This is a genomic window from uncultured Roseobacter sp., assembly GCF_947488185.1.
Classification (GTDB): Bacteria; Pseudomonadota; Alphaproteobacteria; order Rhodobacterales; family Rhodobacteraceae; genus Roseobacter.
Window position 1 is genome coordinate 349,717 of sequence record NZ_CANKYM010000005.1, and the last position, 24,331, is coordinate 374,047.

The 24,331-nt window shown below is 59.6% G+C and carries 24 protein-coding genes; 12 read left to right on the forward strand and 12 right to left on the reverse strand.

All coding sequences use genetic code 11. The features are described 5' to 3' along the window. The first annotated feature begins 125 nt into the window (after window positions 1-125). On the forward strand, window positions 126-323 hold the full coding sequence (locus tag Q1A52_RS19855) for a hypothetical protein (protein ID WP_299827740.1): 198 nt from the start codon (window positions 126-128) through the stop codon (window positions 321-323). A gap of 3 nt (window positions 324-326) precedes the next feature. Here Q1A52_RS19855 and Q1A52_RS19860 read toward each other — a convergent pair whose 3' ends face one another. The 3 genes from Q1A52_RS19860 to Q1A52_RS19870 form a co-directional block, all read right to left on the reverse strand. Further along, window positions 327-899, reverse strand: a complete 573-nt coding sequence (locus Q1A52_RS19860) for a hypothetical protein (protein WP_300019299.1) — start codon at window positions 897-899, stop codon at window positions 327-329. Between the two features lie 90 nt (window positions 900-989). After that, window positions 990-1,712, reverse strand: coding sequence for an RlmE family RNA methyltransferase (locus tag Q1A52_RS19865; protein ID WP_300019301.1), 723 nt, complete (start codon window positions 1,710-1,712; stop codon window positions 990-992). Then, window positions 1,712-2,827, reverse strand: a complete 1,116-nt coding sequence (locus Q1A52_RS19870; RefSeq protein WP_299783214.1) for a Ppx/GppA phosphatase family protein — start codon at window positions 2,825-2,827, stop codon at window positions 1,712-1,714. The genes Q1A52_RS19865 and Q1A52_RS19870 overlap by 1 nt, the downstream gene beginning before the upstream one ends. A gap of 288 nt (window positions 2,828-3,115) precedes the next feature. Between Q1A52_RS19870 and Q1A52_RS19875 the strand changes: the two genes are divergently transcribed. The 10 genes from Q1A52_RS19875 to Q1A52_RS19920 all read left to right on the forward strand — a co-directional run bounded on the left by Q1A52_RS19875 (window position 3,116) and on the right by Q1A52_RS19920 (window position 10,704). Further along, window positions 3,116-3,412 carry a virulence factor gene (locus Q1A52_RS19875; RefSeq protein WP_300019303.1) on the forward strand — a complete coding sequence of 99 codons (297 nt, stop codon included), beginning with the start codon at window positions 3,116-3,118 and terminating at the stop codon, window positions 3,410-3,412. A 48-nt stretch (window positions 3,413-3,460) separates the two neighbouring features. Next, window positions 3,461-4,387, forward strand: a complete 927-nt coding sequence (locus Q1A52_RS19880; RefSeq protein WP_300019305.1) for a methylenetetrahydrofolate reductase — start codon at window positions 3,461-3,463, stop codon at window positions 4,385-4,387. Between the two features lie 15 nt (window positions 4,388-4,402). Continuing rightward, on the forward strand, window positions 4,403-5,485 hold the full coding sequence (locus tag Q1A52_RS19885; RefSeq protein WP_300019307.1) for a methyltetrahydrofolate cobalamin methyltransferase: 1,083 nt from the start codon (window positions 4,403-4,405) through the stop codon (window positions 5,483-5,485). A 219-nt stretch (window positions 5,486-5,704) separates the two neighbouring features. Then, window positions 5,705-5,980 carry an STAS domain-containing protein gene (locus Q1A52_RS19890; RefSeq protein ID WP_300019309.1) on the forward strand — a complete coding sequence of 92 codons (276 nt, stop codon included), beginning with the start codon at window positions 5,705-5,707 and terminating at the stop codon, window positions 5,978-5,980. Further along, window positions 5,977-6,342, forward strand: a complete 366-nt coding sequence (locus Q1A52_RS19895) for a response regulator (protein WP_300019311.1) — start codon at window positions 5,977-5,979, stop codon at window positions 6,340-6,342. The genes Q1A52_RS19890 and Q1A52_RS19895 overlap by 4 nt, the downstream gene beginning before the upstream one ends. A 9-nt stretch (window positions 6,343-6,351) precedes the next feature. Beyond that, complete coding sequence (locus tag Q1A52_RS19900) at window positions 6,352-8,604, forward strand: chemotaxis protein CheA (protein WP_300019313.1); 2,253 nt, start codon at window positions 6,352-6,354, stop codon at window positions 8,602-8,604. Beyond that, window positions 8,601-9,059, forward strand: coding sequence for a chemotaxis protein CheW (locus Q1A52_RS19905; protein WP_299783209.1), 459 nt, complete (start codon window positions 8,601-8,603; stop codon window positions 9,057-9,059). Before Q1A52_RS19900 ends, Q1A52_RS19905 begins: the two co-directional genes overlap by 4 nt. Then, entirely contained in the window at window positions 9,059-9,940 is an 882-nt protein-coding gene (locus Q1A52_RS19910; RefSeq protein ID WP_300019314.1) for a protein-glutamate O-methyltransferase CheR, read from the forward strand. The genes Q1A52_RS19905 and Q1A52_RS19910 overlap by 1 nt, the downstream gene beginning before the upstream one ends. Before the next feature lie 2 nt (window positions 9,941-9,942). After that, on the forward strand, window positions 9,943-10,329 hold the full coding sequence (locus Q1A52_RS19915; RefSeq protein ID WP_300019316.1) for a response regulator: 387 nt from the start codon (window positions 9,943-9,945) through the stop codon (window positions 10,327-10,329). A 51-nt stretch (window positions 10,330-10,380) separates the two neighbouring features. Next, window positions 10,381-10,704 carry a hypothetical protein gene (locus Q1A52_RS19920; protein WP_300019318.1) on the forward strand — a complete coding sequence of 108 codons (324 nt, stop codon included), beginning with the start codon at window positions 10,381-10,383 and terminating at the stop codon, window positions 10,702-10,704. Between the two features lie 523 nt (window positions 10,705-11,227). Here the strand turns inward: Q1A52_RS19920 and Q1A52_RS19925 are convergent. The 9 genes from Q1A52_RS19925 to Q1A52_RS19965 form a co-directional block, all read right to left on the reverse strand. After that, the gene (locus tag Q1A52_RS19925) at window positions 11,228-11,746 is read right to left on the reverse strand and encodes a chemotaxis protein CheD (RefSeq protein WP_300019320.1); all 519 of its coding nucleotides are present in this window, start codon (window positions 11,744-11,746) and stop codon (window positions 11,228-11,230) included. Beyond that, on the reverse strand, window positions 11,743-12,906 hold the full coding sequence (gene cheB / locus Q1A52_RS19930; protein WP_300019322.1) for a chemotaxis-specific protein-glutamate methyltransferase CheB: 1,164 nt from the start codon (window positions 12,904-12,906) through the stop codon (window positions 11,743-11,745). Before cheB ends, Q1A52_RS19925 begins: the two co-directional genes overlap by 4 nt. 100 nt (window positions 12,907-13,006) lie before the next feature. Beyond that, window positions 13,007-14,155 (reverse strand): acyl-CoA dehydrogenase family protein, encoded by a 1,149-nt coding sequence (locus Q1A52_RS19935; protein WP_300019533.1) that lies wholly within the window; start codon window positions 14,153-14,155, stop codon window positions 13,007-13,009. Window positions 14,156-14,255: 100 nt separating this feature from the next. Continuing rightward, a complete protein-coding gene (locus Q1A52_RS19940) occupies window positions 14,256-16,496 on the reverse strand; it encodes a molybdopterin cofactor-binding domain-containing protein (protein WP_300019324.1) in 2,241 nt (746 codons plus the stop codon). A gap of 103 nt (window positions 16,497-16,599) precedes the next feature. Next, window positions 16,600-17,649, reverse strand: coding sequence for a lipocalin-like domain-containing protein (locus Q1A52_RS19945; protein WP_300019326.1), 1,050 nt, complete (start codon window positions 17,647-17,649; stop codon window positions 16,600-16,602). Beyond that, window positions 17,639-20,020, reverse strand: a complete 2,382-nt coding sequence (locus Q1A52_RS19950) for an FtsX-like permease family protein (RefSeq protein ID WP_300019328.1) — start codon at window positions 20,018-20,020, stop codon at window positions 17,639-17,641. Before Q1A52_RS19950 ends, Q1A52_RS19945 begins: the two co-directional genes overlap by 11 nt. Then, on the reverse strand, window positions 20,017-20,694 hold the full coding sequence (locus Q1A52_RS19955) for an ABC transporter ATP-binding protein (RefSeq protein WP_300019330.1): 678 nt from the start codon (window positions 20,692-20,694) through the stop codon (window positions 20,017-20,019). Before Q1A52_RS19955 ends, Q1A52_RS19950 begins: the two co-directional genes overlap by 4 nt. Before the next feature lie 119 nt (window positions 20,695-20,813). Then, window positions 20,814-21,788 carry a 2-dehydropantoate 2-reductase gene (locus Q1A52_RS19960; RefSeq protein ID WP_300019332.1) on the reverse strand — a complete coding sequence of 325 codons (975 nt, stop codon included), beginning with the start codon at window positions 21,786-21,788 and terminating at the stop codon, window positions 20,814-20,816. 69 nt (window positions 21,789-21,857) lie between these two features. Next, a complete protein-coding gene (locus Q1A52_RS19965) occupies window positions 21,858-23,387 on the reverse strand; it encodes an acyl--CoA ligase (protein ID WP_367278077.1) in 1,530 nt (509 codons plus the stop codon). A 223-nt stretch (window positions 23,388-23,610) separates the two neighbouring features. Between Q1A52_RS19965 and Q1A52_RS19970 the strand changes: the two genes are divergently transcribed. Continuing rightward, the gene (locus Q1A52_RS19970) at window positions 23,611-24,297 is read left to right on the forward strand and encodes a fumarylacetoacetate hydrolase family protein (RefSeq protein WP_300019336.1); all 687 of its coding nucleotides are present in this window, start codon (window positions 23,611-23,613) and stop codon (window positions 24,295-24,297) included. Window positions 24,298-24,331: the final 34 nt, after the last annotated feature.

Consider the following 24,331-nt stretch of genomic DNA (forward strand, 5'->3'; position numbering starts at 1 on the left):
CCGGGCGGATGGCTTCGGATTATACAAAATATTTCCTCAAATCTGCGAATCTCCTCACTTCTGCCCCACCCACGCCCGAGTTCGATGGTCAGACCATGGAGCAGGAACAATGATGGGGCCATCATATGTCAGATTTGCAAGAAAAGATGGATACGCGCCACGCGCGGCTCTTTGAGTTGATCCGGCAGAAAAACCAGGCGGACACAACAGTGGCCCGGGTTCAGGGCCATACCATTCGACGCATCAGTGCAAATGAAGCGGTTCAAATGCAGCGTGCCGCCGCACGATCATTGCAGGCGCGTTCGGAAACGCACCTGCATTGAATTTTAAAAGAAGGCTTCGGCGTTCAGGCCGACGGTCATGGCGCCAATCACCTCACCCGTCGCCGGGTCTGTCAGCGACATGGAGACCTGCCCCTGGTAGGTCTGGGAACTCTCATCGAATTCCACCTCGTCGACAAAAACGGCCCCGGCTCCGGCTCCGTAGCTTTTTGAGAACTTGTCTTCATCGCCCTGCCAGTAGTCGGAGGTCACATCGCTTGCCGCGACGTTGAGCCCCAGCGCATCCATCACGAAAATCTCGGTGATCCGCCCGCCGGAGGCAGCGACCTGCTCCGCCAGGAAAGCGGACAGCGGGCGCCCCATGACGTCGCTGATCAGGGGCTGGGTGTCCTGGCCAACCTCGGCACGCCACTGAGTATCCCATTCTTCGATTTGCGTTGCGCTGGACCCGGCGGTTTGAGTGTTTTGCGACGTGATGGCATTGACCACCTGCGCGGACTGCGCCCAACTCATCACTTCGGTTTCGACAAATGATTTCATGGCGGGCGGTGCGTCCACCGCACTGGCGATGCCGGCGGCCACGATGATGGGAAGAGAGAAGGCAAGAGTGCGGATCATCGGAGGGGTCCTTTGTTGAGATCGGCGCGCCAAAGGGCGCTTGTACTGATCCCAAGCTATCCAGAACTCCTTTAAGGATCGGTAAAGCTTTTAAGCTTCGGCCCGAAACCCTGTCGCCACAACGAATTTTTCGGAACTGTCAGAGCGCGAGGCCGGTGGTTTGATATTGGCTACCTTGGAGAATCGCTGTTTGAGCAGCTTTTGCAATTCTCCCTCGGCGCCACCAGCCAGCACCTTGGCCACGAACGTGCCGCCCTCGTCGAGCACATCAAAGGCAAAATAGGCCGCCGCCTCGCAGAGCGCGATGATCCGCAGGTGGTCGGTCTGCTTGTGGCCGGAACTGCTCGCCGCCATATCAGACATCACCACATCGGCTTTGCCCCCCAACAAGTCCTTGACCTTGAGATCCGCGTCGTCGGCCATGAAATCCAGCTGATGCAGATCGCAGCCCGCAATCGGCTCCATCTCCTGCAGGTCAATTCCAAGGATCGTGCCAACCGCTTTGCCGGACCTCTCGCCCAGGGCATTCACCCGCTTGACGGCCACCTGACACCAGCCGCCGGGCGCCGCGCCTAGATCGACCACCCGTGCGCCCGGTACGAGGAAGCGGTACTTGTCGTCCAGTTCCATGATCTTGAAGGCCGCCCTGCCCCGGTAGCCTTCGGCCTTGGCGCGTTTGACGTACGGATCGTTTAACTGACGCTGCAGCCAGCGGGTGGAGCTGAGTTTACGCCCACGGGCGGATTTCACCTTCACCTTCAACTCACGTTGCCCGCGTCCCGAGGTATTCTTGCCGCTTGGGGTCTTGGCCATCAGAATTCTCCGTCTTCCAACACGCCGTCTGCGCTCATTTGTGCATAGAGTAAACCCTCGCGCAAACCGCGATCCGCGACCGACAGCCTGTCCGTGGGCCAGCAGCGCATCAGCGCCTGCAGGATAGCAGAGCCCGACATGATCAGCGCCTGCCGGTCCTGCCCGATGCGCGGATCGGCCCGCCGCCCCGCAGGCCCCAGCGCCAGATAGGAGCGGATCACCCGGTCGATCTGCTCGGTGGTCATGTGCAGGCCGTCCACCTTGGTACGGTCATAGCGCTTGAGGCCCAAGTGACTGGCCGCAACGGTCGTGACCGTGCCCGAGGTGCCGACGATCTGGAACTTCTCTGTGGGCTGGGTGTCGTGATAAGGCGTGAAATCAGCGAGGTTCTCCTCGAAAAACCAGCTCATCAGGGCAAAGCGCGCCGCATCGTCTTCGACATCATTGAACTGGTCACGCAGGGTGGCCACGCCCAGAGGCACGGAAATCCAGTCGACCACCCGCGCCGCGGGCAGGTCGGAGACCGCCTGCTGGAACCCGCTGTGCAGCCGCATGATGGCCTGGGGCCGGTCCCCGCGCGGCACCTCCGTCAGATCGATCCAGACCAGTTCCGTGGATCCGCCCCCGATATCGACCACCAGCAGGTTTTCGGTGTTGCGGCTGACCAGCGGCGCGCAGGAAATCACCGCCAGCTGCGCCTCTTCCTGTGGCTTGATAATGTCGAGCTTCAGCCCGGTTTCGCGGTGCACACGGCGGATGAAGTCATCGGCATTCAGGGCGCGCCTGCAGGCCTCGGTGGCCACCAGACGCATGCGACGCACCTTGTTGCGGCGCAGTTTCTGTTGGCAAATGCGCAACGCCTGAACGGTGCGCGTCATGGACCCGCGCGACAAGCGCCCGGTTTTCTCAAGCCCCGCACCCAGTTGCACGGATTTCGAGAAGCTGTCGACCACATGAAAACCAGTGCCCTGAGGTTGGGCGATCAACATGCGGCAGCTGTTGGTGCCCAGATCGAGGGCGGCATAAAGCTCACCGGATCGGGGCGGAACTGGCGCGGGGCTCAGAGCCGTCTTTTTTTCGAGCGCGCCCGCACCTTTGGGACGCTGTGGCGCCATCTTTCGCGCCTTTCATTTCGAGTTGGGTTAAGAGTAGTCGCTGCCGTCCGCTGGCGCAAGCGTCCGTATGCGCCGCTGGCCACGGCGCTGTTTTCACGGGGCCCACAGTATATACAGCGAACCTCACAGTCTTCATGAGGATTATGGCGGCTGCCGCCTCTCGCGAAACGGGCGCCTTTGCGATAGACCTTACGCGTCGCGGACAGATGTTGTTCTGTCGAAAATCGGCCTCGAAAACGGCTTTTCTGCCGATAGACAGGCGAGAAGAAAGTGGAGGGGAATCAGCCCATGCCTGACGTCACGATTGTTTATTGGCGCGATATTCCGGCCCAGGTGATTGTGGGCAAAGGCCGTCGTGGCTCCAAGCGGCAGCTGCCGGAGCGGTTTGAGCAGGCGATTGACCGGGCGGCCATGAAGGTTGGCGCGGAGGATACCGATACCTATCTGGCAGAATGGCGCAAGGCCGCCCCCTTCCCCGTTGAGGGCGATCCCGATGCCGTCGCCGACGCCGAAGCTGCCCGTCTGGATGCGGAATACGACCGCGACCGGATCAAGGCGCTGATCAACAATGATGGCTGGGCCTGACCCCTGCCCCGATTTTTCGACCGACTTCTGACCCGAAAGGATCGCCTGATGGCTCTGCTGAACTTCAAGAAGAAAGACACGGTCCCGCAGACCCCCGCCGCCCCTGAAGTTGAGGCGTTTTTGCAGGATTACTCCATCGAGGTGATGCCGCGCACGGCAGAGAAGGTCGAGAATTTCCGCGACCTGCTGCCGGAAGGCACGCGCGTCTATATCGCCCATATCGAAGGCACGCCCATTGAGGACATGATCGCCACAGCCAAGCGGCTGAACGCAGACGGCTATCCGGTGATGCCGCATTTCCCGGCACGGATCATCAAGGACAAGGCGACGCTGGCCGATTGGATCGCACGGTATCAGGGCGAAGCGGACGTCGATCAGGCGCTCCTGCTCGCCGGCGGTGTGGCCACGCCGCACGGGGATTTCGACAGTTCGATGCAGTTGATGGAGACCGGACTTTTTGACGAAGCCGGTTTCAAGCGGCTGCATGTAGCCGGGCACCCCGAGGGCAACCGCGACATCGATGCGGATGGCTCCATGACCAATGTGACAGCTGCGCTGCACTGGAAGAACGACTTTCAGAGCCGCACGGACGCGCAGATGGCGCTGGCCACGCAGTTTGCCTTTGACGCGAAGCCGATCATCACTTGGGCCGACGATCTGGCGGCGCAGGGCATCACCCTTCCCGTGCATATTGGCATTGCGGGGCCCGCCAAGCTGCAGACTCTGATCAAATTCGCCATTGCCTGTGGTGTTGGCCCCTCGCTGAAGGTGCTGCAGAAACGCGCGATGGATGTCACCAAGCTGCTGCTGCCCTACGAGCCCACCGATGTTGTGGCCGAACTGGCAGCCCACAAGGCGGCCAACCCCGACTTCAACATCACCAACGTGCATTTCTTCCCATTGGGCGGCATCAAGACCAATGCTACCTGGGCCATCGCCAATGGTGGTGCCGCCACCGCCCCTGCAAACGCCTGATCCAAGGACATCTGAATGACCCGTACAATTGTCGAATCCAAGACCAAGACCGCGATCATCGGCTTTGATCAGCCCTTCTGCGTCATTGGCGAACGGATCAACCCCACGGGCCGAAAGAAGCTGGCGATGGAGTTGGAGGCGGGTGATTTCACCATGGTCGAGGCGGATGCAATTGCTCAGGTGGCTGCAGGCGCGAACATCCTGGACATAAATTCGGGGGCCGTTTTCACCAACAAGATGGCCGAAGATGCCCGTTATGCCGACAACAACTTTGTCGAGCCGCCGCTGATGAAGGAATTGGTGGAGCGGGTGCAGGCCATTGTTGACGTGCCGCTCTGCATCGACAGCTCGGTGCCTGGCGCGCTGGAATCCGGCCTTGAAGCCTGCGAAGGGCGCCCCCTGCTGAATTCCGTGACCGGAGAGGAAGAGCGACTGGAAATCGTGCTGCCGCTGGTCAAGAAATACAATGTGCCGGTGGTGGCCATTTCCAACGACGACACCGGTATTTCCGAAGACCCCGACGTGCGCTTTGCCGTCGCCAAGAAGATCGTCGAACGCGCCGCTGATTTTGGTATCCCCGCGCATGATATTGTCGTCGATCCGCTGGTTATGCCCATTGGCGCCATGGCCACCGCGGGGCATCAGGTCTTTACCCTCGTACGGCGTCTGCGCGAAGAGCTTGGGGTGAACACCACCTGTGGTGCGTCCAACATCTCCTTTGGATTACCCAACCGGCATGGCATCAACAACGCCTTTCTGCCGATGGCCATGGGGGCCGGGATGACATCGGCGATCATGAACCCGGTTGCCCTGCCCGTGCCCGCCGCCAAGATTGAGGCCAAGAAACTGGAACTCGCAGCTGCGGGCGTCGTGTTTCCGGACGATATGGATCTGGAACTCTTTTGCCAGCTCACCGGCCTTGGATCGACCAAACCGCGTCCCGGCAAGGAAATGGAAGCGATTCGAGCCGCGAATTTCCTGACCAATAATGACCCGCACGGGGGGGCGTGGATCGCGTTCAACAAGGAAGCGCCGAAACCCGGGCAGGAAGGGCGCGGACGTGCCGGTCGCAGCGGAGGGCGCCGACGCCGCGCTTGAACCGCTCCACCAAAGTACATGTATGAAAACCCCGGCCACGAGTGTCGGGGTTTCTCATTTTCCGCTCTAGAAACTCTGTGTTGGCGTTTGGCCCTCAAAAGTTTTTAGCGGGTAACCCCGTCTTAACGGACTGCGCTCTACAACCGCTTCACTCATGTACAAAGCCGATGTGGAGAGAGCGATGCACCTGCAAAGATCTTGCAATTTGAGGAGAGCGCGATGAGTGCCCCTGTCCAACTCGCTCCCCGGCTCGACCTGCCCGCAGCCTCCGCTTTGGCAACCACGCTGAAAGAACACTCCGACGGGGAACTCGTTCTGGATCTGTCGGATGTAAAGCACCTCGGCACGCTTTGCCTGCAAGTTATTCTGTCTGCCGCGACGAGCGCTGTTGAGGCTGGCCGTTCGGTCTCGCTGATCAATGTCTCCGACCGGGTGATTGATCAGCTGCGGGTCATGGGCATGACACCAGAAGCTGTTGCAAGGGGACGCACATGACATTGGAAATTCTGGCCGTGGATGACAGCCGCACCATGCGCGATATGATCCGCCTCGCTCTGCTGCCTGCAGGTTTCAACGTACACACCGCCGATGATGGCGTGCACGGGATCGAGATACTGGACGGTATTGAACCTGACGCGATCATCACGGACATCAACATGCCGCGTATGGACGGGTTCGGATTTATCGACGCGGTGCGCGGTCAGGATAAACATCGCGCCACGCCTATTCTGGTTCTCACGACAGAAGCGGCGCCTGAGTTGAAAGCGCGCGCGCGCGATGCCGGGGCCACCGGTTGGATTGTGAAACCATTTGATCCCTCAAAGCTGATCAAGGCTTTGCAGATGGTTGCGGGATAAGGGGGTCCGATGTCAGAGTCCAATGATCCCATGGCAGAAATCCGCGCCTCGTTCTTCATCGAGTGCGAGGAGCTTCTGGAGGCGCTGCAGGATGGGCTGCAGGCGCTGGATGATGGAGATGAAGACCCCGAAACGATCAACGTCGTCTTTCGTGCGGTTCATTCCATCAAAGGGGGCGCCGGTGCTTTCGGGTTGGAAGCGCTTGTGCGGTTTGCCCACCGTTTCGAAACGGTCCTGGATGAGGTACGCGCGGGCAGAATGTCACCCGAGAGCGACGCCCGCAAGATATTCTTCCAATGCGCGGATCACCTTTCGGACCTGGTGCGGATCAGCCGGGACGACGGTGATCTGCCCAAAGATGAAACGGCAAAACTTCTGGCCTCTCTTGACGGTCTTCTAGGCGAAACTGGCGCGGCAGAGGAAGAAGTGGAAGAGGAAGAGATCGATTTCCAGCCTGCGGCACTATCCTTTGACCTTGATCTGGGTGACGAAGAGGACGGCGGGCCTGATTTGCCAGACCTCCCAGCGTTGGAGGATCTCCCCTCATCTTCTGACACGGGTTTCACAATTCGCTTCAAACCGGACAATGATCTGTTTGAAACCGGCAATGAACCCTTTCACATGCTGCGGACGCTGGATGAGCTAGGCGAATGCACCGTTACCTGTCACTTGGATGAGCTGCCCGATTTCGACACGCTTGTTCCAGAGCAATCCTACTTGTCCTGGACGATCGAGTTGAAGACAGACGTGGACGAAGCAGAGATTTCGGCGGCCTTTGAGTTTGTCGAAGGCTTGTGCACGCTCAGTATCGAGAAAAGCGATGCTTCAGGTGATGCCGAAGAACCTGATGTGCCCGAGCAACCAGTTACCGAGGCGGAGGCCGAAGATCAGCCGAAGGATGTCGACGCCGCACCGGAAATTCCACCGCTTGCTCCAGTGGATGAACCTGTCAAAGATGAACGACCAGAACCAGAGGTGACCTCCCAACCTGATGGCGCTGCCAGGCCAAAGGCTTCACCACCCAAAGCGTCATCTCAAGCCGCCGCCGCCAAGTCCGTTGTGCGTGTGGATCTGGATCGCATTGAACGGTTAGTAAACTTGGTTGGCGAACTTGTCATCAATCAGGCAATGCTGTCTCAAAGTCTCGAAAGCTCCGGCCTCTCGCCGCATTCGGATGCGATGAATGGGCTAGAGGAATTCCAGCGCCTGACCCGAGACATTCAGGACAGCGTCATGATGATCCGGGCGCAACCGGTGAAATCGCTGTTCCAACGCATGTCACGGATTGTCCGCGAAGCATCATCCGCCGTTGGGAAGGATGTGCGCCTGAATACAGAAGGTGAGAGTACGGAAGTCGATAAGACAGTGATCGAGAGACTGGCCGATCCGTTGACTCACATGATCCGCAATGCAGTAGATCACGGTCTCGAGAGTTCAGAAGATCGAGTTGCAGCTGGTAAACCTGAACAGGGGCAAGTCAACCTGACAGCTGCGCATCGCTCAGGAAGAGTAGTAATTGAAGTCTCAGATGACGGTGGCGGGATCAACCGGCCGAAAGTCCTGCAGATCGCCATGGATAAGGGTCTCGTACCTGCGGACGCGTCCTTGTCCGATACAGAAATAGATAACCTCCTGTTCTTACCGGGTTTTTCGACCGCCTCCGTCGTATCAGATCTCTCTGGGCGTGGTGTTGGCATGGACGTGGTTCGCACTTCGATCCAAGCGCTTGGCGGGCGCATCTCAATCGCGTCAACACCCGGCGCAGGCACAACTTTTTCAATTTCATTGCCGCTCACTTTGGCTGTTCTTGATGGTATGGTAGTGCAGGTAGCTGATGAGACGCTCGTGCTGCCCCTGAATGTTGTCATCGAAACTCTCACACTTACCAACGACGATGTAGAAATGGTGCGGCCAGGCGCAAATGTGGTTCGTGTCAGAAGCGGATTTGTGCCTTTGTTCGATCTTGGAAAGGAGCTCGGGTATCGAGATCCCATTGAAGACTATCAAGGCTCCGTCGTCCTTCTTATCGCCCACGAAGATGGCAGCCGCGCAGCGTTAATCATCGATAGCATCCAAGATCAGCGGCAGGTGGTAATTAAGGGATTGGACGACAGCTTCTACCGAGCTCCAGGTATCGCCGCAGCCACCATACTTGGTGACGGGCAGATCGCACTGATCTTGGACACGTCCGACATAATCAGCAACGCAATCGGCGTGGGCGGCACGGCGGCCTCCCAACCATCTACAGGACTGACGGCATGAGTGACAAAGAAACATCTACTGCAATCGAATTGTTGACCTTTCAGTTGGCCGACCAGGAATACTCGTTAGACATTATGTCGGTACGCGAAATTCGTGGATGGACAAAAACCACTCCGTTGCCGCACGCCCCGAGCTACATGAAGGGTGTGATAAACTTACGCGGTACGGTTTTGCCAGTTATGGATTTATCTGAAAGACTGGGTCTCAAACCACAAGAACACACGGACAGAAATGTAATAATCGTCGTCAACCATGACGATGTTATGACAGGACTGCTGGTCGACGCGGTCTCCGACATCATCGCCTTGACGGCTGACGACTTGCAACCTCCGCCGGAAATGCAAGCCAACACTTCCGTAAACGTGGTTAGTGCTATTACCTTGATCGATGAACGTATGATCCGTGTTCTGGATCTTAGCTCCATCGTATTGTCCGTTCAGAACAACGCAGCATGATGAAAACTCAAACCGCAAATACTGTCATCGACGCGAAGAGCTTTGAAGCTATCGCTCACCTTGCCTATCGCGAGAGCGGCTTGCAGTTGGCGGTGGAAAAAACATCAATGATTCAATCACGCCTCCGACATCGATTGCGTGCACTGAATATTCCAGATTTTGAAAATTACAGCGCTTTCGTTTGTTCTGATGAGGGACGTCAAGAGAGACGGCACATGATTTCCGCACTAACCACGAACGTTTCGCACTTTTTTAGGGAAAAGCACCACTTCGACAGGCTTCAAAAATGTGTAAACAGGGACTTTTTGCCGAGATTGCGCAACGGTGACCGGATAAGAATCTGGTCGGCGGGGTGTTCCAATGGCCAAGAGGCATTTTCAATAGCAATGTCATTATTGGAGGTAGCTCCTGATATTGGCGATATGGATATTCGCATTCTGGCTACTGACATCGACTCCACAGTCATCGATTTTTCCAAGGCAGCAAGCTACCCGGATCGGCTTACTTCCGGTATCCCGAATGAATTATTGCAAAAGTACTTTGTGAAGAGAACTGATAAGGAGGAAACAGTTTTTTGCGCCAACGAAAAGCTGCGCAGTCTTATAAGGTTTAACGAACTCAACCTTTTGTCAAAGTGGCCAATGCAGCACAGTATGGATGTAATATTTTGCAGAAACGTGGTCATCTACTTTGACGTTGAAACTCAGAATCGGCTTTGGCCCCGCTTTCACCAAATTCTACATCCGGACGGGTATCTATTTCTAGGTCATTCGGAAAGGATTGCGGATCCACAGGCTACAGGTTTTGAAACCGACGGGCCAACAACCTACAGACCGATAAATACCAGCGGTCAGATTTCGTTAGAGCCAAGGGGGCAATAACTATGTCATTACGAGACCAAATTAGAATTATGGTTGTTGACGATATGTCCACTAGTCGCGGCTTGATTACGCAAGCATTGGATGCCTTTGGCATACGGAATGTTTCAACAGCTGAAAACGGGGTGGATGCACTCAAGGCGCTGGCAACGCATCCCGTTCACCTGGTAATTTCAGATTATAACATGCCACAAATGGATGGATTGCAACTACTACACCATTTGCGTACCTCACCCAAAACTAAGGGTGTCGGGTTTATCCTGATTACCGGCCGCGCCGAGCAACAAATCGTCGATCATGGCAAAAAACTAGGGATGAATAACTACTTGAAAAAGCCATTTGAACAGGTAGGGTTACGCAATTGCATAGAGGCCGTGGTGGGTCGCTTGTAGATGGGCCTTCATGTCAATTCAGAGGAGCGCATCAGCGAAGTAATCGAAAGGATGTCAACCTACCTGGACAGGCTCGCCGGTCAGGTATTCGAAGTCGAAAGCACAATTGGTCGAGCGGTAGAAGAACAAAAAACGTCAGATTCGCATACGATAAAAAACCTGCAGGCTCTGGATTTCCTACGCCAATCTTTGGAAGATTTGGCACTCATGACACTTCTGTTAAGTAGACAGGAAAAACCTCACCTGGGTCCAGTTGAATTGCAGAAAGTACGTGCCGGGTTAAAGCTCAAGGCAACCCAATCTTTGCTACACGGCGAGGACTATCCTCATTTTGGCGATAAAAATGAAGCCGATAGTGATTTAGACCTTTTCTGAAGGACAACCCCCGCTAACTCTCATGAGCCGTAAGTCAAGTTAACAGCAAATACAAGAATGTGAGCTCATGAACTTTTTACGTAAAAGACCTGAGAGTCACCTACCTTCAGCTCCCCCCAACGCACGAAAAGATTTCGAATACCACCAGTGAACTCTAAACGGATACAAAGTTACCACTACATGATTTTATCTTGAAATTTAAAACCCTTTACGACGTTCGGTAACTAGTCCCAAAATAGCTGACTGTATACTCGTAGTGCGAATTTCTCGATCAAAAGTAGTAGAAAGGAACACGTTACCACCACTCAACTAAATACTTTACATGCAGCATATCGAAGAAATTTTTTACTTTCAGTAGTACTGCAAGATTCGAATCTCACAAACTCAATATATCTTAGGTTCAGCAAGCAGAACACCATTCACTTCTGTGAGTAATATCAGCTCTCAATTCTAATTGAACTTCCAATTTTTGGCACTAAAGCGGTCCCGACCTGAGCTTTTTAACATCAGCTACCTAGGTTGTTCAAAACAGCTCAAGCTCATTCCCGCCACTGACAGGCGCCTGCACTAGAGACACAGATTCTTGAAGGTCATCGCCACGGATTTTTTGCATCACGCGACCTGTGGCCGGCCAGAACATCAAATGTCTTGCTGTTTCTCCACCAAGAGAATGCCCTTCGCAGGTGATACCCTCCTTTTCGAGAAACGTTAAAATGAAAGCGCTATTTTGTTTTCCGATCTCACTCAAGCCAGACACCATCTGCGCGCCGCCAAACGCTTTGGCGCGAAGCCGGTCGCGGTGGCCACCCTTTTTGAGTATCTCGTTGATCAGAAGTTCCATCGCATTAATCCCGACAAGATTACAGACTCCAGATTCCGCGGCACTGGTGGTCAGCAGCATATGGTTCATACCGCCAACACCCGCCACCGGATCCCACAGACAACAAGATACACAGGATCCCAGCAGAGTGGTGATCACTAGATCAGGATCGGACCCGACTGCCTGTTCTCCTTGCGTAATGTGAATGCGCAATGCAGTCATCTGATGGCTACCGTGTCCGACGGATTGTGCGGACGCCGTGTTACAATTCGACTGTCACGCAGCACAGGTCCGATGCGCTCCAGAGATACTTCCTCCTGCACCGCACCCAACGCTTTCGCGGCACGCGGCATACCGTAGACGACACAGGTATCTTGGTTCTGACCAAAGGTCTTCGCCCCGGCTTGTGACAGTTTCAACAGACCCTCCGCCCCGTCGCGACCCAATCCGGTCAGCAGGGCAGCCGAGACATTTTTCGCTTCGGAAACAGCGGAAGAAAAAAGCACATCGACCGCCGGACAATGCAAGGCTGGAGGATCGTTTGGCACAAATTGAAAAAACCAGCGCCCGCCCTTACGTCGCAATTCCGTGTGGGTGCCATTTCCAGGCGCGAGTACGATGTCCCCTCTGTGCAGCGCATGGCCTTCCCGGGCGAGGTATACGTTCTGACGCAACTGACGGTTCAGTCGCTCAGAAAAACTGCACAGGAAATTACCAGGCATATGCTGGACAACCACCACAGGTGGCCCGTCCGGATGCAGCATGGGCAGCACGGTTTCCAAAGCGGCAACACCGCCGGTAGAGGCCCCAAGAAGGATAATCGCGCCGCGGCGACAAGGCTCGCGCACTCCGAATGAGGCAGGTGTCGCGACTGCCTCCTGTGGCGCAGCACTGCCCGCGTTTGACTTCAGACGCATCTGCAATTGTGAAGGTCGGGTGCAGGCTGCGTGGTACACGCGTTCGCAGATATCCTGAGTGAGTTCCTCGCCATAGGCCGAGGAGGGCTTGACCATGCAATCGATCGCGCCGCGGGACAGGGCCTGAATGGCTGCATCACTGCCTGCCGCAGTCAGGCTCGACATCATGACAACGGGCATGGGACGCGCCCGCATCAGCCGGGTCAGAAAATCAAGCCCGCTCATTCCGGGCATTTCGATGTCCAGTGTAAGCACATCCGCGGCGTGTGCCTTGAGGTAGTCCCGCGCCTCGATGGCATCGCAGGCCTCACCCACGACATTCAATCGTCGATCTGCAGACAGCACAGCCCGCAGCCACGATCGCATAACCCGGGAATCGTCCACAATCAGCACTTTTTTTGGTACGCCATGGCCAGTTGGCGCATCAGTCGTATGGGTCACTGTCACATCATTTTCCTGTGCCATTCAAGCAGAGGCCGGCGCGCCGGTCATGCGCCAAGGTATGGCAAAGAGTTATGAAGCGACGCTTAATACCCGACTAAATTTGGTTCAGATCAACGCACTGTCAGGCGGCGTTATCGGCAATCATCTGACGCGACACGATCAGGCGCATGATTTCGTTGGTGCCTTCCAGAATTTGATGCACCCGGAGGTCGCGAACGATCTTCTCGACACCGTAGTCGGCCAGATAACCATAGCCGCCGTGGATTTGCAGGGCATCATTGGCCACGTCAAAGGACACATCGGTCACAAAGACTTTGGCCATGGCACAGAACTTCGTGGCATCCGGTGCCTTGTTGTCCAGCTTCCACGCGGCCTGATGCAGGAAAACGCGGGCGGCCTGCAGTTTCACTTCCATATCGGCCAGCTTGAACTGCAGAGATTGGAACTGATCAATGGATTTGCCAAAGGCCTTGCGCTCTCCCGCATAGCTCAGCGCGGCATTCAACGCGGCCTGTGCGCCCCCCAAGGCCGAAGCCGCGATGTTGAGGCGTCCGCCGTCCAATCCGGCCATGGCATAGGAAAACCCGCGCCCCTCCTCGCCAATAAGGTTTTCGGCAGGCACCGCGCAATCATCAAACTGCACCTGTGCTGTCGGCTGGGCCCGCCATCCCATCTTGCTTTCCAATCCGCCAAACGACAGCCCCGCACTGCCTGTTTCGACAACTATGGCGGAAATACCTTTAGGGCCGTCTTCGCCGGTCCGTACCATGGTCAGGTATGCGTCGGAATAGCCACCGCCGGAAATGAAAGCCTTGGTACCGTTCAGTACGAAACCTTCGTTGCTGCGGTCGGCGCGCGTGCGCAAGGCGGCGGCGTCTGAGCCCGACCCCGGCTCCGTCAGGCAGTAGGAAAAGATCGTCTCCATGCGACACAGCCGCGGCAGCCATTTAGCCTTGCTCTCGTCGGAACCAAACTTGTCGATCATGCCGCCGCACATATTGTGGATCGACAGGAAGGAGGCGACCGCAGGACAGGCCATCGACAGCGCCTCGAACACCAGGGTGGCGTCAAGACGGCTGAGACCCGATCCCCCGAACTCTTCGGAGACATAGATGCCCGCCAGCCCCAGTTCCGCCACCTTGGGCCAAAGCTCTTTGGGAATGGTGCCCTGCGCTTCCCAATCCTGCGCATGCGGCGCAATGTGCTCCTGCCCGAAGGCATATGCCATGTCGAAAATTGCGGATTGTTCTTCCGAGGCTGCAAAATCCAAGAGCTCACCCTTTCCAATCAGGCCGCGCGGTGCCCCCGCGACAGCATTGCCCCCGTGAGATACCATTTATCCACCGTGCTGCAACAGCGCGCGTGTTGTCTCAGATAAAGTCAACGTGCCGATTGAAGGGCATCTCGCGCAACCGCTGGCCGGTCGCCGCAAAGACCGCATTGGCCAGAGCGGGGGCTGCGGGGGGCACCGGCGGTTCTCCGATACCGCGAATTCTGTCTGCGTTTTCAAGACCTCGCACCAGGATTTCCGGGGTTTGATAAAGCCGCATCCCTTCTGCCGCATGGTAATTCGATTGTTCCGCCTGACCGTCGGCATAGGTGATCTCCGAATTGATCGCATGGCCGAGCGCCCAGATCACGCCGCCCTGAACGAGGTTTTCGAAATTCACCGGATCAATCACGCGGCCCACATCGGCGGCAACGCAAACGCGATCAATGCGGATGCCGTCAGGCGTTTGCGTCACCTCGACCACCTCGGCCACGGGCACGCCGAAGGAATTGACAAGGGCGACGCCCCTGCCCCGCCCGTCATCCATGGGGCTGCCCCAATCAGACATTTCCGCCACCGCTTCGAGCACGCTGCGCGCAACCGGGTCATTGATCAGCCGCAACCGCTCTTCCATCGGATCGGCACCGGCGGCATGGATAAGCTCATCCAGCGCGCTTTCGGCAAAAAACCCAGCTGTGGAAGCCCCGACCGAGCGCCATGAGCTTGTGGGCGCCAATTCAGGTACAGCATAGGCCGCAACGCGGAAATGCGGGATCGCGTAGGGCAGGTTCCAAGCGCCCGCGGCGATCTGTGTATCCGGTCCCGGCACCGGCACACCAATGCGCCCCATCTGGCTGCGCACAGCCGAGGGCGTTGCAATCTCCAGATCAAGCGCCGTCACCTGACCGCCTTCGACCTGCCCGCGCGCCCGCGCCATGCCGATCTGGCGTGGGTAGTCCTGCGCGAAATCCTCTTCGCGGCTGAACATCAGCTTGACCGGCGTGCCCTTGATCTGCATCGCCACTTCGGTCGCGCGGTCGATGTTGTCGAACTCCAGCCTGTGGCCAAAACTGCCTCCGGCGAACTGATTGTGAAACAGAACCTGATCGGGGTCCAGCCCGGTCTTGTCCGCCACGCGCTTCTGCACAAAACGCGGCATTTGATGTGCGGCCCAAACCTCGGCCCGGTCATCGGTGACCCGCACCACGGCACTGAGCGGCTCCAGCGGCTGATGCGCCACATAGGGTGCGCGGTATTCCACCTCGATATCAGCATGTTCCGCTGTCCTCGCGCCGGCATTTCCATCGTCGCGCCAGACCCGGTCCAGCGTCTCGGGGCTAAACGCGGCGGCCACTGCTGCCCAGTGATCCATCTGCTCGGCCGGATAGGGGGCTGGCCCCCAGTCGTAGTCAATCGCCTCCAGCGCCCGCAGCGCATACCATGTGTTTTCCGCAATCACCGCAACGCCGCCGGTAACCGGCACGACCTGCTGTACACCGCGCAAGGTCAAGGCATCCGATGCGTCAAAACCATTGAGCGCGCCGCCCTTGCGGGGATTGCAGCGCACGGCGGCAAACACCATGCCCTCCATCTGCAGATCTATCCCATAGCGCTGCTGCCCCGTGGATTTCACCACGATATCAAGACGCTGCATCGGCTTTCCCAGCATTCGCCAGGCCTCTGGCGGGCGTAAGGCCACATCCGAGACAGGTTCTAACGTGGCGGCTGTGGCGGCAAGGGCGACATAGGGAATTTCCTGCCCGTCCGGCAGGATCACATGGGCGTCTTTGGTCGTCAGCAGGGCCACGTCATGACCGGTTTCCAGCGCGGCGGCGGCCTTCAGAGTCTCGCGCGCAACGGCACCGGCGACACGCAGTTTTTCGTAGCTGTCGGGCACCGATGTCGAGCCACCGGTGACCTGCACCCCCGCCAATTTGATCACCGCCCCCATCGCGCCACGCATGGTTTCGGCGGCAAACCCGGTATCGGTGGACATGAAGGGCACGGCCTCATCCGCCATGGCGGTGTTGTAATAGGCGGGATCCGGGCGCGCATGCTCAACGGCGAACTGCCCGAACGCGATATCCATCTCCTCGGCGATCAGCGCGGCTTGCACGGAGGCGGCCCCCTGCCCCAGATCCACATGCTGCAGGATCAGCGTGATGCCATCGGGCGTGATGCGGATGAAGGGGTTGAAGCTTGCTTCGTCCGGGCCCAGCCCCTTGGCCAGCGGGTTGGCATGCGGCACCAGCACCTTGTAGCTGCCAAAGGCCACGCCGCCCGCAATTGCGACAGCACCGATCATCAGGCTGCGGCGCGTGACTGTTCCCGAGCGGCTCATGCGCATCCTTTCCGTAGAGTTCCTGCAAATTCTACAACCCGCGCGCGGCCCCGCAAAGCACTTACACCATGGAATGAGGTCTGACCAAACGTCAGGTGGCCGCCTAATAGCCCGTCATCTCCAGATAGCCGCGCCCTTTATGACTGCCCGAGATCACCACCGGCCCCTCCCAATAGGGAATGGAGGTCGCCATCCAGGCCTGCGGGTTGATTGCCTCGACGGTCACATCCACGCCTTTATCCGGCAGCACGGCGCGCCAGCGCGTGGGGATGTCACGCCCGGCGACATCGCTCTGCGCTAGTGGTTCGGCGAAAAAAGCGCCATCGGGGAAGGCGGTGGCGCGCCCGTCCGGTTCAATCCAGGTGGCCGCGGTGTAATCCGGCCCCGCACTGTCGCGCAGGGTGAAGCCCATCAAGCGCGTGCCCCCCTCGAAGGCCATGGAAAACCAGTCCCAACTGACCTGCGACGCGCCCAGAGGCTGGGACGCCCATTCCCGGTCCAGCCATGCCTGCCCGGTGACCTCAACCGGCCCCTCCGGCAGGATCAGGGTGCCCGTGATCTCAAAGAAGGGCTGCGAGTAATAGTAACTCGCCCGCCCCGAGGCGGATTTCTGTGAATAGCCGTCTTCGCCATGAAAGATCAGCGGGCCTTTGGCGCTCAGCTGCATGTCATAGGCGAAATCATCTCCCGCCGCAGCAAGGTGCATCTGCTGCATATCGGCCCCGGTCATGTGCCATTCGTCGATCCAGGCCTCGAAAGGATCGGCCACCACGCCCGCCTGCCCGATGCCACCGCGCGCACGGCGTTCGGCCACGAAATGCGCGCTGGGGGTTGTCACCGCCGCGTGGCCCAGCCACAGCTGCGGGCTGTCCCATCCTGCGCGCTCTTCGGGTGCCATCGCACTGCGGAACAGCGTCCACTGCAGCCCGTAGGCCGTGCCCTCGGCGTCTTGCAGATTAGCGGTCAGGTACCACCATTCGATCCGGTAAGCGGAATGCGCGCCGTGGTCTTTGGGAAATTGAAAGACGTATCCGCGTTCGGGCGTGGCGAAGCCTTCGGCGTCGCTGCCAAGGCCTGCAAAACTTTGCGCGGCGGCCACTGTGGGCAAGGCCAGCGCCATGAAGGTGCATAGGAGGAAAGACCTAACGTTCATTGCTGAACACCCTGAGCAGTTGATCAGGCGGCGTCCGCGCAAGACGAACGGCGGGCCAGAGTGCGGCCAGAAAGGCGGCCAGCAGCGTCAGCGCCCCCAGTTTCAGGTAATCCAGCGGGAAGAGGAACATGGGCAGACGCCAGCCAAAGGCCTCGACATTGACCACGGCGAGCAGCACCCAGGCGAGCGCCAGCCCCAGCGGCACCGCCAGCACCCCGGTCACAACCGCCAGACAGAGTGCCCGCGCGAGTTCAAGCGTGGCGAGGTGGCGGCGGGTCAGCCCCAGCGCCCAGACCGGCGCCAGTTGCGGCAACCGCAGGCTTGCCAGGGTCAGCAACCCGATGAGCAGCGCCAGCCCGGCCACCGAAAGCGTCAGCACGTTCAGCGCTGCGGTGACGGAGAAAGTGCGTTCAAAGACCGCCAGCGAGAAGGCTTTGAGTTCGGACTGGTTGATCAGCGCGTCTTCGGTGAGGTCGAACCGCGCCTCCAGCCGCTCGGACAGGCGGGCGGCATCCTCCGTACGCAGACCAAAACGCAGCGCTTGAACCTCGGGGTACCGCTGGGCAAAGAGCGCGTCCGAGATCACCACCTGCCCGGCGGAATTGCCATAGTCACCATAGACGCCAAGCACCCTGTCGCCGGTTTCCAGCATGTCCCCCGGCGCAAGATCGTTGCGGCGCGCCAGTTGTTCGTTGATCAACGCGCCCTCGCTCCGCGCCACCCGGTCCCAGACATCCGGCACCGCCGCCAGCAAGGGCCAGTTTTCGCGATAGGTGGCATGGTCGCGAATGCCGTAAATCTCTGCCGGTAAGCCGCCAATGCGCAGGTCCTGCCAGATGATCGGCAACACGGTGGCACCTTCGGACTGCGCAAAGGCGGTCAGTTGCTGCGCCTCCTCGAAGGTCTGCGCCGTCAGGTAGAGTTCCGAGGCCAGCCGTTGATCGAGATAGCCGGTGAAGGTCAGCCGGAAGCTCGACACCATAGTGGATACTCCGATGTTTGCGGCCATCGCGAGCAGCAGCGCCATCAGCGCCATGGAGAGGCCGGGCAGTTGCTGGCGGCTGTCGGCCCAGAACCATTCGGCCAGCACGGAGCGGTGCAGACGCCCCGCCAGCAGCAGCGCCGAAGACAGCAGCAATGGCAGGCAAAAGGCTGCCCCGATCAACAGACAGGCCAGCAATGCGAACCCGGCGAATAGGCCCTGCCCGCCCCAGGCGATCACGGCCCCAAGGGCAAAAAGCCCGAGGGCGACAGCCGCCATCCAGCGCGCCGCACCTGCGGCATGCATGCTCATCGCGCGCGGATGGTTGAAGGACAAAAGGGGCAGCCGCGCCAGTTTGATCAGGGCCGCCGTGGCGGCAATGGCCGTGCCCGCCAGCGCCATGCCGAGACCGGAAAGCCACCACGCCGGGCGCAGCCGTAGCTGGCCCGTGATGTCGGCCCCGTAAAGCCCGCGCAGCGTTGCCGCCACATCCGGCAGCAGCGCCGCCGCGATCAGGTAGCCCAGGGTCACACCGACGCCCCCGGCAATCAGCGCAAAGACACCCAATTCAACCGTCAGCAACCCCATCAGGGTCTGCAGCGGCAGGCCAAGTGCCCGCAGGGTCCGAAACACGCCGCGCCGCTGTTCAAAGGCCAGCCCCACCGCGCCATAGACGATGAAAATCCCAACGGCAAAGGACAGCAGGCCAAAGGCGGTGAGGTTGAGATGAAAGCTCTCGGTCAGGCGCGCCACGTCGTTCTGGGTGCCCGGTGCTGTCATCACATAGCGCGGCGGTAAGGCGGGTAGGCCCAAGGGCTGCGTGGGCGCAACAATCAACCGGGTGATCTTATCGCGGGTTTCCAACATGCGTTCTGCCGTGGCGATGTCGGTCACGGCGGTGCCGGGGGCGCGCGATGCGTCAGGCCGAACGGTGACCGCGCGCCCGTCGAAAAGCGTCCCATCATCGGGATGGACAAAGACCACATCACCCTCGGCAAAGAGCCCATCGTCGGGATCGGCGGACTGCACGGGCGTGTCGCCGGCGGCGGCCTGCGGCAGAGTCAGCGGCTCAATCCCCGTGAGGCGGATCGTCCGGTCGCCGAGATCCAACGTGCCTTCCAGCACCGGGCTCACCTGCCAGCCCATGCGGCGCAGCCCGACATACTCCGCCACCTGCAGGGGCGCGCCATCCGCCCGGCGTATCTGCTGTAGCCCCCCGCCGGACAGCACATCAGCAGCACTATCATAGCTCGCGCGCGCCTCGGCGTTGATGGCCTGCACGCCGGACCACAGGGCCGTCGCCAGCGCCAGACCGGCGATAAGGGTGGCAAATTGCCAGGGGTTGCGCCGCCAGTGAGACAGCAGCGCCGACAGACCCAGTCGGATCACGACACATGCCTCGCGGGCGACGCTGCATGCACCCTGCCGTGGGACAGGGTCAACCGGCGCTGCATGCGGGCGGCCTGACGCGGAGAATGGGTGACCATCAACAGCGCCGTGCCCGCTTCGGCAGCAGTCTCCAGCATCAGTTTGAGCACCGCATCTGCCGTGGTTTCATCCAGATTTCCGGTGGGTTCATCGGCCAGCAGCAACCGGGGGCGCGCCGCCAGGGCGCGGGCAATCGCCACCCGTTGCTGTTGCCCGCCCGACAAGGCCTCCGGATATTTCTGCAGATGCGCATCCAACCCGATGACCTGCGCCAGATGCGCCGCCCATGCCGCATCGTGCCGGTCGGCCAGACGTGCGTGAAAGGCGATGTTGCTCTCGACTGTCAGGCTGGGGATCAGGTTGAACTGCTGAAAGATCAGCCCCACGACCCGGCGCCGCATCTGGGCCGACTGGGCATCGGAATAACCGGTGATATCCGCGCCATCCACCTCGATCCGACCGCCGCTGACCCGGTCCAGCCCGGCCACCAGATGCAAGAGCGTGCTCTTGCCACTGCCCGATTCCCCTTCGAGGGCGAGGGTCTCTCCCGCGGCCATGTCGAAAGAGACATCTTTCAGGACGGCCTCGCCGCCCTCAGCGTATCGTTTTGCCAGATTGGCGATCTTCAATACCATGATGCGTCCCGCGAAACTCTCCCTCATCAGATGGCGCAAACGACGGGATGCGCAAGGCCAGAAACCCGCTGCGGCGTTAGGGCGCAATCCGCGCCCGGTCTCAAAGCCGCCGGGCGCTGTCAGTAAAGCCCCGCCGTCCTGCCCCGCAACTGGATCAAAGCGAGCACGGTATCGATGGTGGGGCTCGGTACTCCCGTGATCTGCCCCAACTCCTGAACGGATTTGACCAACGCGTCGATCTCCATCGGACGACCCGCGTCCAGATCCTGCAGCATAGAGGTCCGGTGCGCGCCAACCGCCGCACCGCCATCAATCCGCCGCTCCACGTCGATGGGAAATTTCACGCCCAACGCTTCCCCGATCTGCTGCGCCTCGACCATCATACCGCGCGCCACGGCCCGCGTGCCGGGATCGGTGCAGAGCACATCCAGTGTGGCATGGGTCAGCGCAGAGATTGGGTTGAACGACAGGTTGCCCCAAAGCTTGACCCAAATCTCGTCGCGCAACCGGGGCCGCACCGGCGCTTTCAGCCCCGCCGCCATCAGCGCCTTGGAGAGCGCAAGCGCCCGGTCGGATTTCGAGCCGTCCGGCTCCCCCAGTGAAAAGCGATTGCCCTCGATATGACGGACCGTGCCGGGCGCGCTGACCTCCGCCGCCGGATAAACCACGCAGCCCAGCACCCTGTCCGGGCCAAAGCCGTTCCACTGTGCATCCCCGGGATCGACGCTTTGCACCCGTGTGCCTTCCAGCGGTCCGCCGATCTTGTGGAAATACCACCAGGGCACGCCATTCACACCGCTGACAATTGCCGTATGATCGGCGATCAGCGGCTGCATCATGGGCACCACGGCGGGCACCGAATGCGCCTTGAGCGTGACGATCACATAGTCCTGCGGCCCCAGCGTGTTTGCATCGTCACTGGCGGTGACCGGCACCGTGGTTTCCTGCCCGTCCTCGATCAGCGTCAGACCGTTCTGCTGCATCGCGGCCAAATGCGGGCCCCGCGCCACCAGGCTGACATCCGCCCCGGCCTGGGCCAGCTTGACCCCCATGTAGCCGCCAATCGCCCCGGCCCCAAAGATGCATATTTTCATTGATACATATCTTTTTCTATTCCGTAGCAATGCGTTGCGCAGAAAACTTCATGTATGAAAAGAAACATATCAGGCCCCCTCCACCAGCCCGAGTTTCTCTGCCAGACCGATCCGCTGCATCTTGCCGGTGGCCCCTTTCGGGATTTCTTCCATCACGATCACGCGGCGCGGCACTTTGAAATCGGCCATCCGGGTCGCGGCAAAATCGCGGATGTCCTGCGCGCTGGCCTCTTGCCCCTCGCGCAGCACCACGGCAGCGGCGACCTCCTCGCCCAGCTTGGGATGCGGCAAGGCGAAGGTGACCACCTGCGCCACCGCCGGGTGATCCATCAGCACGCCATCCACTTCCAGCGGGCTGATCTTTTCACCACCCCTGTTGATGATCTCTTTCAACCGCCCCGTGAGGTGCAGATACCCCTCCGCGTCAAAGGCGCCCTGATCGCCGGTCCGGAACCAGCGATGCCCCTCCGCCTCGAAAAAACTTTTTGCATTGGCTTCGGCGTTGCCTTCATAGCCGGGCGTGACATTGGGGCCGGAAATCACCACCTCGCCGGTCCCCTCCATGAGGTGATCCTCCGCCTCATGGGCAATCCGCACCATCGGCCCTGCGGGCACGCCAACCGAGCCGGGTTTCTGCCGACCCGCGCCCAGCGGGTTCGACGCCATCTGGTGGGCCGCCTCTGTCATGCCGTAGCCTTCGATCACCGGCGCAGCGAATGTCTCTTCCAGCGCGCGCATGACCTGCGCAGGCAGGGACGCGGAAGAAGAGCGCAGAAAACGCAAACGGCCCTGCGCAACCACCTCGGCGTTGCGCGGGGCGCGGGTCAGGATCGCCTGATGCATCGTGGGTACCGCCGTGTACCACGTGGGCTGCGCATCCTTCATCCAGCCGAAGAACCGCAGCGCGTCAAACCCCGGCGCACACCAGATCGACGCCCCGGCAGCCAGCGAGGCCGTCACTGCAGCAATCAACCCGTGAATATGGAAAAGCGGCATCACATTCAGGCACCGATCCGCAGGAGACAGGTCTAGCGACGCCCCCACGTGCTGCGCCGAGGCCGCGACATTCGCCTGACTCAACGGCACGATCTTGGGCCGTGAAGTGGTGCCGGAGGTGTGCAGGATCAGCGCCACATCATCTGCCTCCGGTGCCCGCGTGTCTGCCGCCCCGGACGCCTCCGACTGCAGGGAGAAATAGCCCGCCGCCGCCCCCTCGGGCACGCAGAGCCGAACAATGGACATCCCCGCCTTGGTCGCGGCTGCCACGGCCGGCCCCTCCTCGCCTTCGGCAACCACAAGCGCCTTGGCATTCAGGTCAGACAGATAGAAATCATATTCCTCCTCACGGTAGGCGGGGTTCAACGGCGCTGTGGTTGCGACCTGCGCGATTGTCACAAAGGCCGCAGCCATCTCCGGCCCGTTCGGCAGCACAATGGTCACCCTGTCTCCGGACCCAATCCCCATTGCGTGCAGAGCATCGGCAACCTCTCGGGACAGGTCGCGCAGCCCGCCGTAGGTCATCCAAGACCTGCCTGGCGCACCAAAGGCCAAGGCGTCCGCCGGATGATCGCGCAGCATTGATTTCATCGTTGAATGCATTGTGCCGTCCTTGTTGTCATGCCCCGGCTGCGCAGGACCTATGCCGGGACCAACCGCTGGAAATCTCATATCGTTTCCGTCCCAGTACCCGTCTTATAGGCCGCGGCGGGCGCGGGCAAAACCCTTCGTCTGTGCCTCTTTCACGCGCGCTCAAGAGAGTGGTTTCGCCCGGCTTCAATTGCGGTATGGTCAGACAACCCGGATCAGAAGCGGTGGAGAAAGAATGCCTGACTACGTCATAGATGCCCCAAAAATCATCGCCTTGCCGGTTGCGGGCAGCAGCGCGCTGTACCCCGTACGCCGGGTCTATTGCATCGGTCGGAACTACGCCGCCCACGCTATCGAAATGGGCCATGACCCTGACCGCGAGGCACCGTTCTTCTTTCAGAAAAACCCCGACAATCTCGACCCCAGCGGGGAGTTCCCCTACCCGGCGCAATCCTCTGACGTGCATCACGAAGCGGAACTGGCGGTGATGCTGCGGTCGGGCGGCACGGAAATCCCCGTCTCCGAGGCGCTGAACCACGTCTTTGGCTACGCGCTGGCGCTGGACATGACGCGCCGGGACCGACAGGGCGAGATGAAGAAGGCCGGGCGCCCGTGGGAAATCGGCAAGGCGTTTGAACGCTCCGCACCCGTTGGTCCGGTGCATCCCGTTGCGGACGTCGGACATCCCGACCACGGTGCGATCACGCTGCGGGTAAATGGCGCGCTGCGGCAGGAAGGTGATCTGAACCAGCTGATCTGGAAGGTGCCGGAAATGATCTCCTACCTGTCTGACTATTTCGAATTGGCGGCAGGCGACGTCATCCTGTCGGGCACCCCTGCGGGCGTAGGGCCTGTTCAGAAAGGCGATGACATGGACCTCGCGATTGAGGGCCTCGGACAGATGGCCGTGAAAGTCGTTTAATATATCAATGTATTGCAAGAAGTACCTCATGTTC

What these genes read in the sequence shown, in the direction of transcription:
- Q1A52_RS19865 (WP_300019301.1), bottom strand. Translation starts at nt 1,712, where the DNA reads ATGGCCAAGACCCCAAGCGGCAAGAATACCTCGGGACGCGGGCAACGT.
- Q1A52_RS19885 (WP_300019307.1), top strand. Translation starts at nt 4,403, where the DNA reads ATGACCCGTACAATTGTCGAATCCAAGACCAAGACCGCGATCATCGGC.
- Q1A52_RS19925 (WP_300019320.1), bottom strand. Translation starts at nt 11,746, where the DNA reads ATGACTGCATTGCGCATTCACATTACGCAAGGAGAACAGGCAGTCGGG.
- Q1A52_RS19895 (WP_300019311.1), top strand. Translation starts at nt 5,977, where the DNA reads ATGACATTGGAAATTCTGGCCGTGGATGACAGCCGCACCATGCGCGAT.
- Q1A52_RS19920 (WP_300019318.1), top strand. Translation starts at nt 10,381, where the DNA reads ATGTCAACCTACCTGGACAGGCTCGCCGGTCAGGTATTCGAAGTCGAA.
- Q1A52_RS19945 (WP_300019326.1), bottom strand. Translation starts at nt 17,649, where the DNA reads ATGAACGTTAGGTCTTTCCTCCTATGCACCTTCATGGCGCTGGCCTTG.
- Q1A52_RS19890 (WP_300019309.1), top strand. Translation starts at nt 5,705, where the DNA reads ATGAGTGCCCCTGTCCAACTCGCTCCCCGGCTCGACCTGCCCGCAGCC.
- Q1A52_RS19870 (WP_299783214.1), bottom strand. Translation starts at nt 2,827, where the DNA reads ATGGCGCCACAGCGTCCCAAAGGTGCGGGCGCGCTCGAAAAAAAGACG.
- Q1A52_RS19855 (WP_299827740.1), top strand. Translation starts at nt 126, where the DNA reads ATGTCAGATTTGCAAGAAAAGATGGATACGCGCCACGCGCGGCTCTTT.
- Q1A52_RS19915 (WP_300019316.1), top strand. Translation starts at nt 9,943, where the DNA reads ATGTCATTACGAGACCAAATTAGAATTATGGTTGTTGACGATATGTCC.
- Q1A52_RS19875 (WP_300019303.1), top strand. Translation starts at nt 3,116, where the DNA reads ATGCCTGACGTCACGATTGTTTATTGGCGCGATATTCCGGCCCAGGTG.
- Q1A52_RS19955 (WP_300019330.1), bottom strand. Translation starts at nt 20,694, where the DNA reads ATGGTATTGAAGATCGCCAATCTGGCAAAACGATACGCTGAGGGCGGC.
- Q1A52_RS19880 (WP_300019305.1), top strand. Translation starts at nt 3,461, where the DNA reads ATGGCTCTGCTGAACTTCAAGAAGAAAGACACGGTCCCGCAGACCCCC.
- Q1A52_RS19900 (WP_300019313.1), top strand. Translation starts at nt 6,352, where the DNA reads ATGTCAGAGTCCAATGATCCCATGGCAGAAATCCGCGCCTCGTTCTTC.
- Q1A52_RS19960 (WP_300019332.1), bottom strand. Translation starts at nt 21,788, where the DNA reads ATGAAAATATGCATCTTTGGGGCCGGGGCGATTGGCGGCTACATGGGG.
- Q1A52_RS19860 (WP_300019299.1), bottom strand. Translation starts at nt 899, where the DNA reads ATGATCCGCACTCTTGCCTTCTCTCTTCCCATCATCGTGGCCGCCGGC.
- Q1A52_RS19970 (WP_300019336.1), top strand. Translation starts at nt 23,611, where the DNA reads ATGCCTGACTACGTCATAGATGCCCCAAAAATCATCGCCTTGCCGGTT.
- Q1A52_RS19965 (WP_367278077.1), bottom strand. Translation starts at nt 23,387, where the DNA reads ATGCATTCAACGATGAAATCAATGCTGCGCGATCATCCGGCGGACGCC.
- cheB (WP_300019322.1), bottom strand. Translation starts at nt 12,906, where the DNA reads ATGGCACAGGAAAATGATGTGACAGTGACCCATACGACTGATGCGCCA.
- Q1A52_RS19905 (WP_299783209.1), top strand. Translation starts at nt 8,601, where the DNA reads ATGAGTGACAAAGAAACATCTACTGCAATCGAATTGTTGACCTTTCAG.
- Q1A52_RS19940 (WP_300019324.1), bottom strand. Translation starts at nt 16,496, where the DNA reads ATGAGCCGCTCGGGAACAGTCACGCGCCGCAGCCTGATGATCGGTGCT.
- Q1A52_RS19910 (WP_300019314.1), top strand. Translation starts at nt 9,059, where the DNA reads ATGAAAACTCAAACCGCAAATACTGTCATCGACGCGAAGAGCTTTGAA.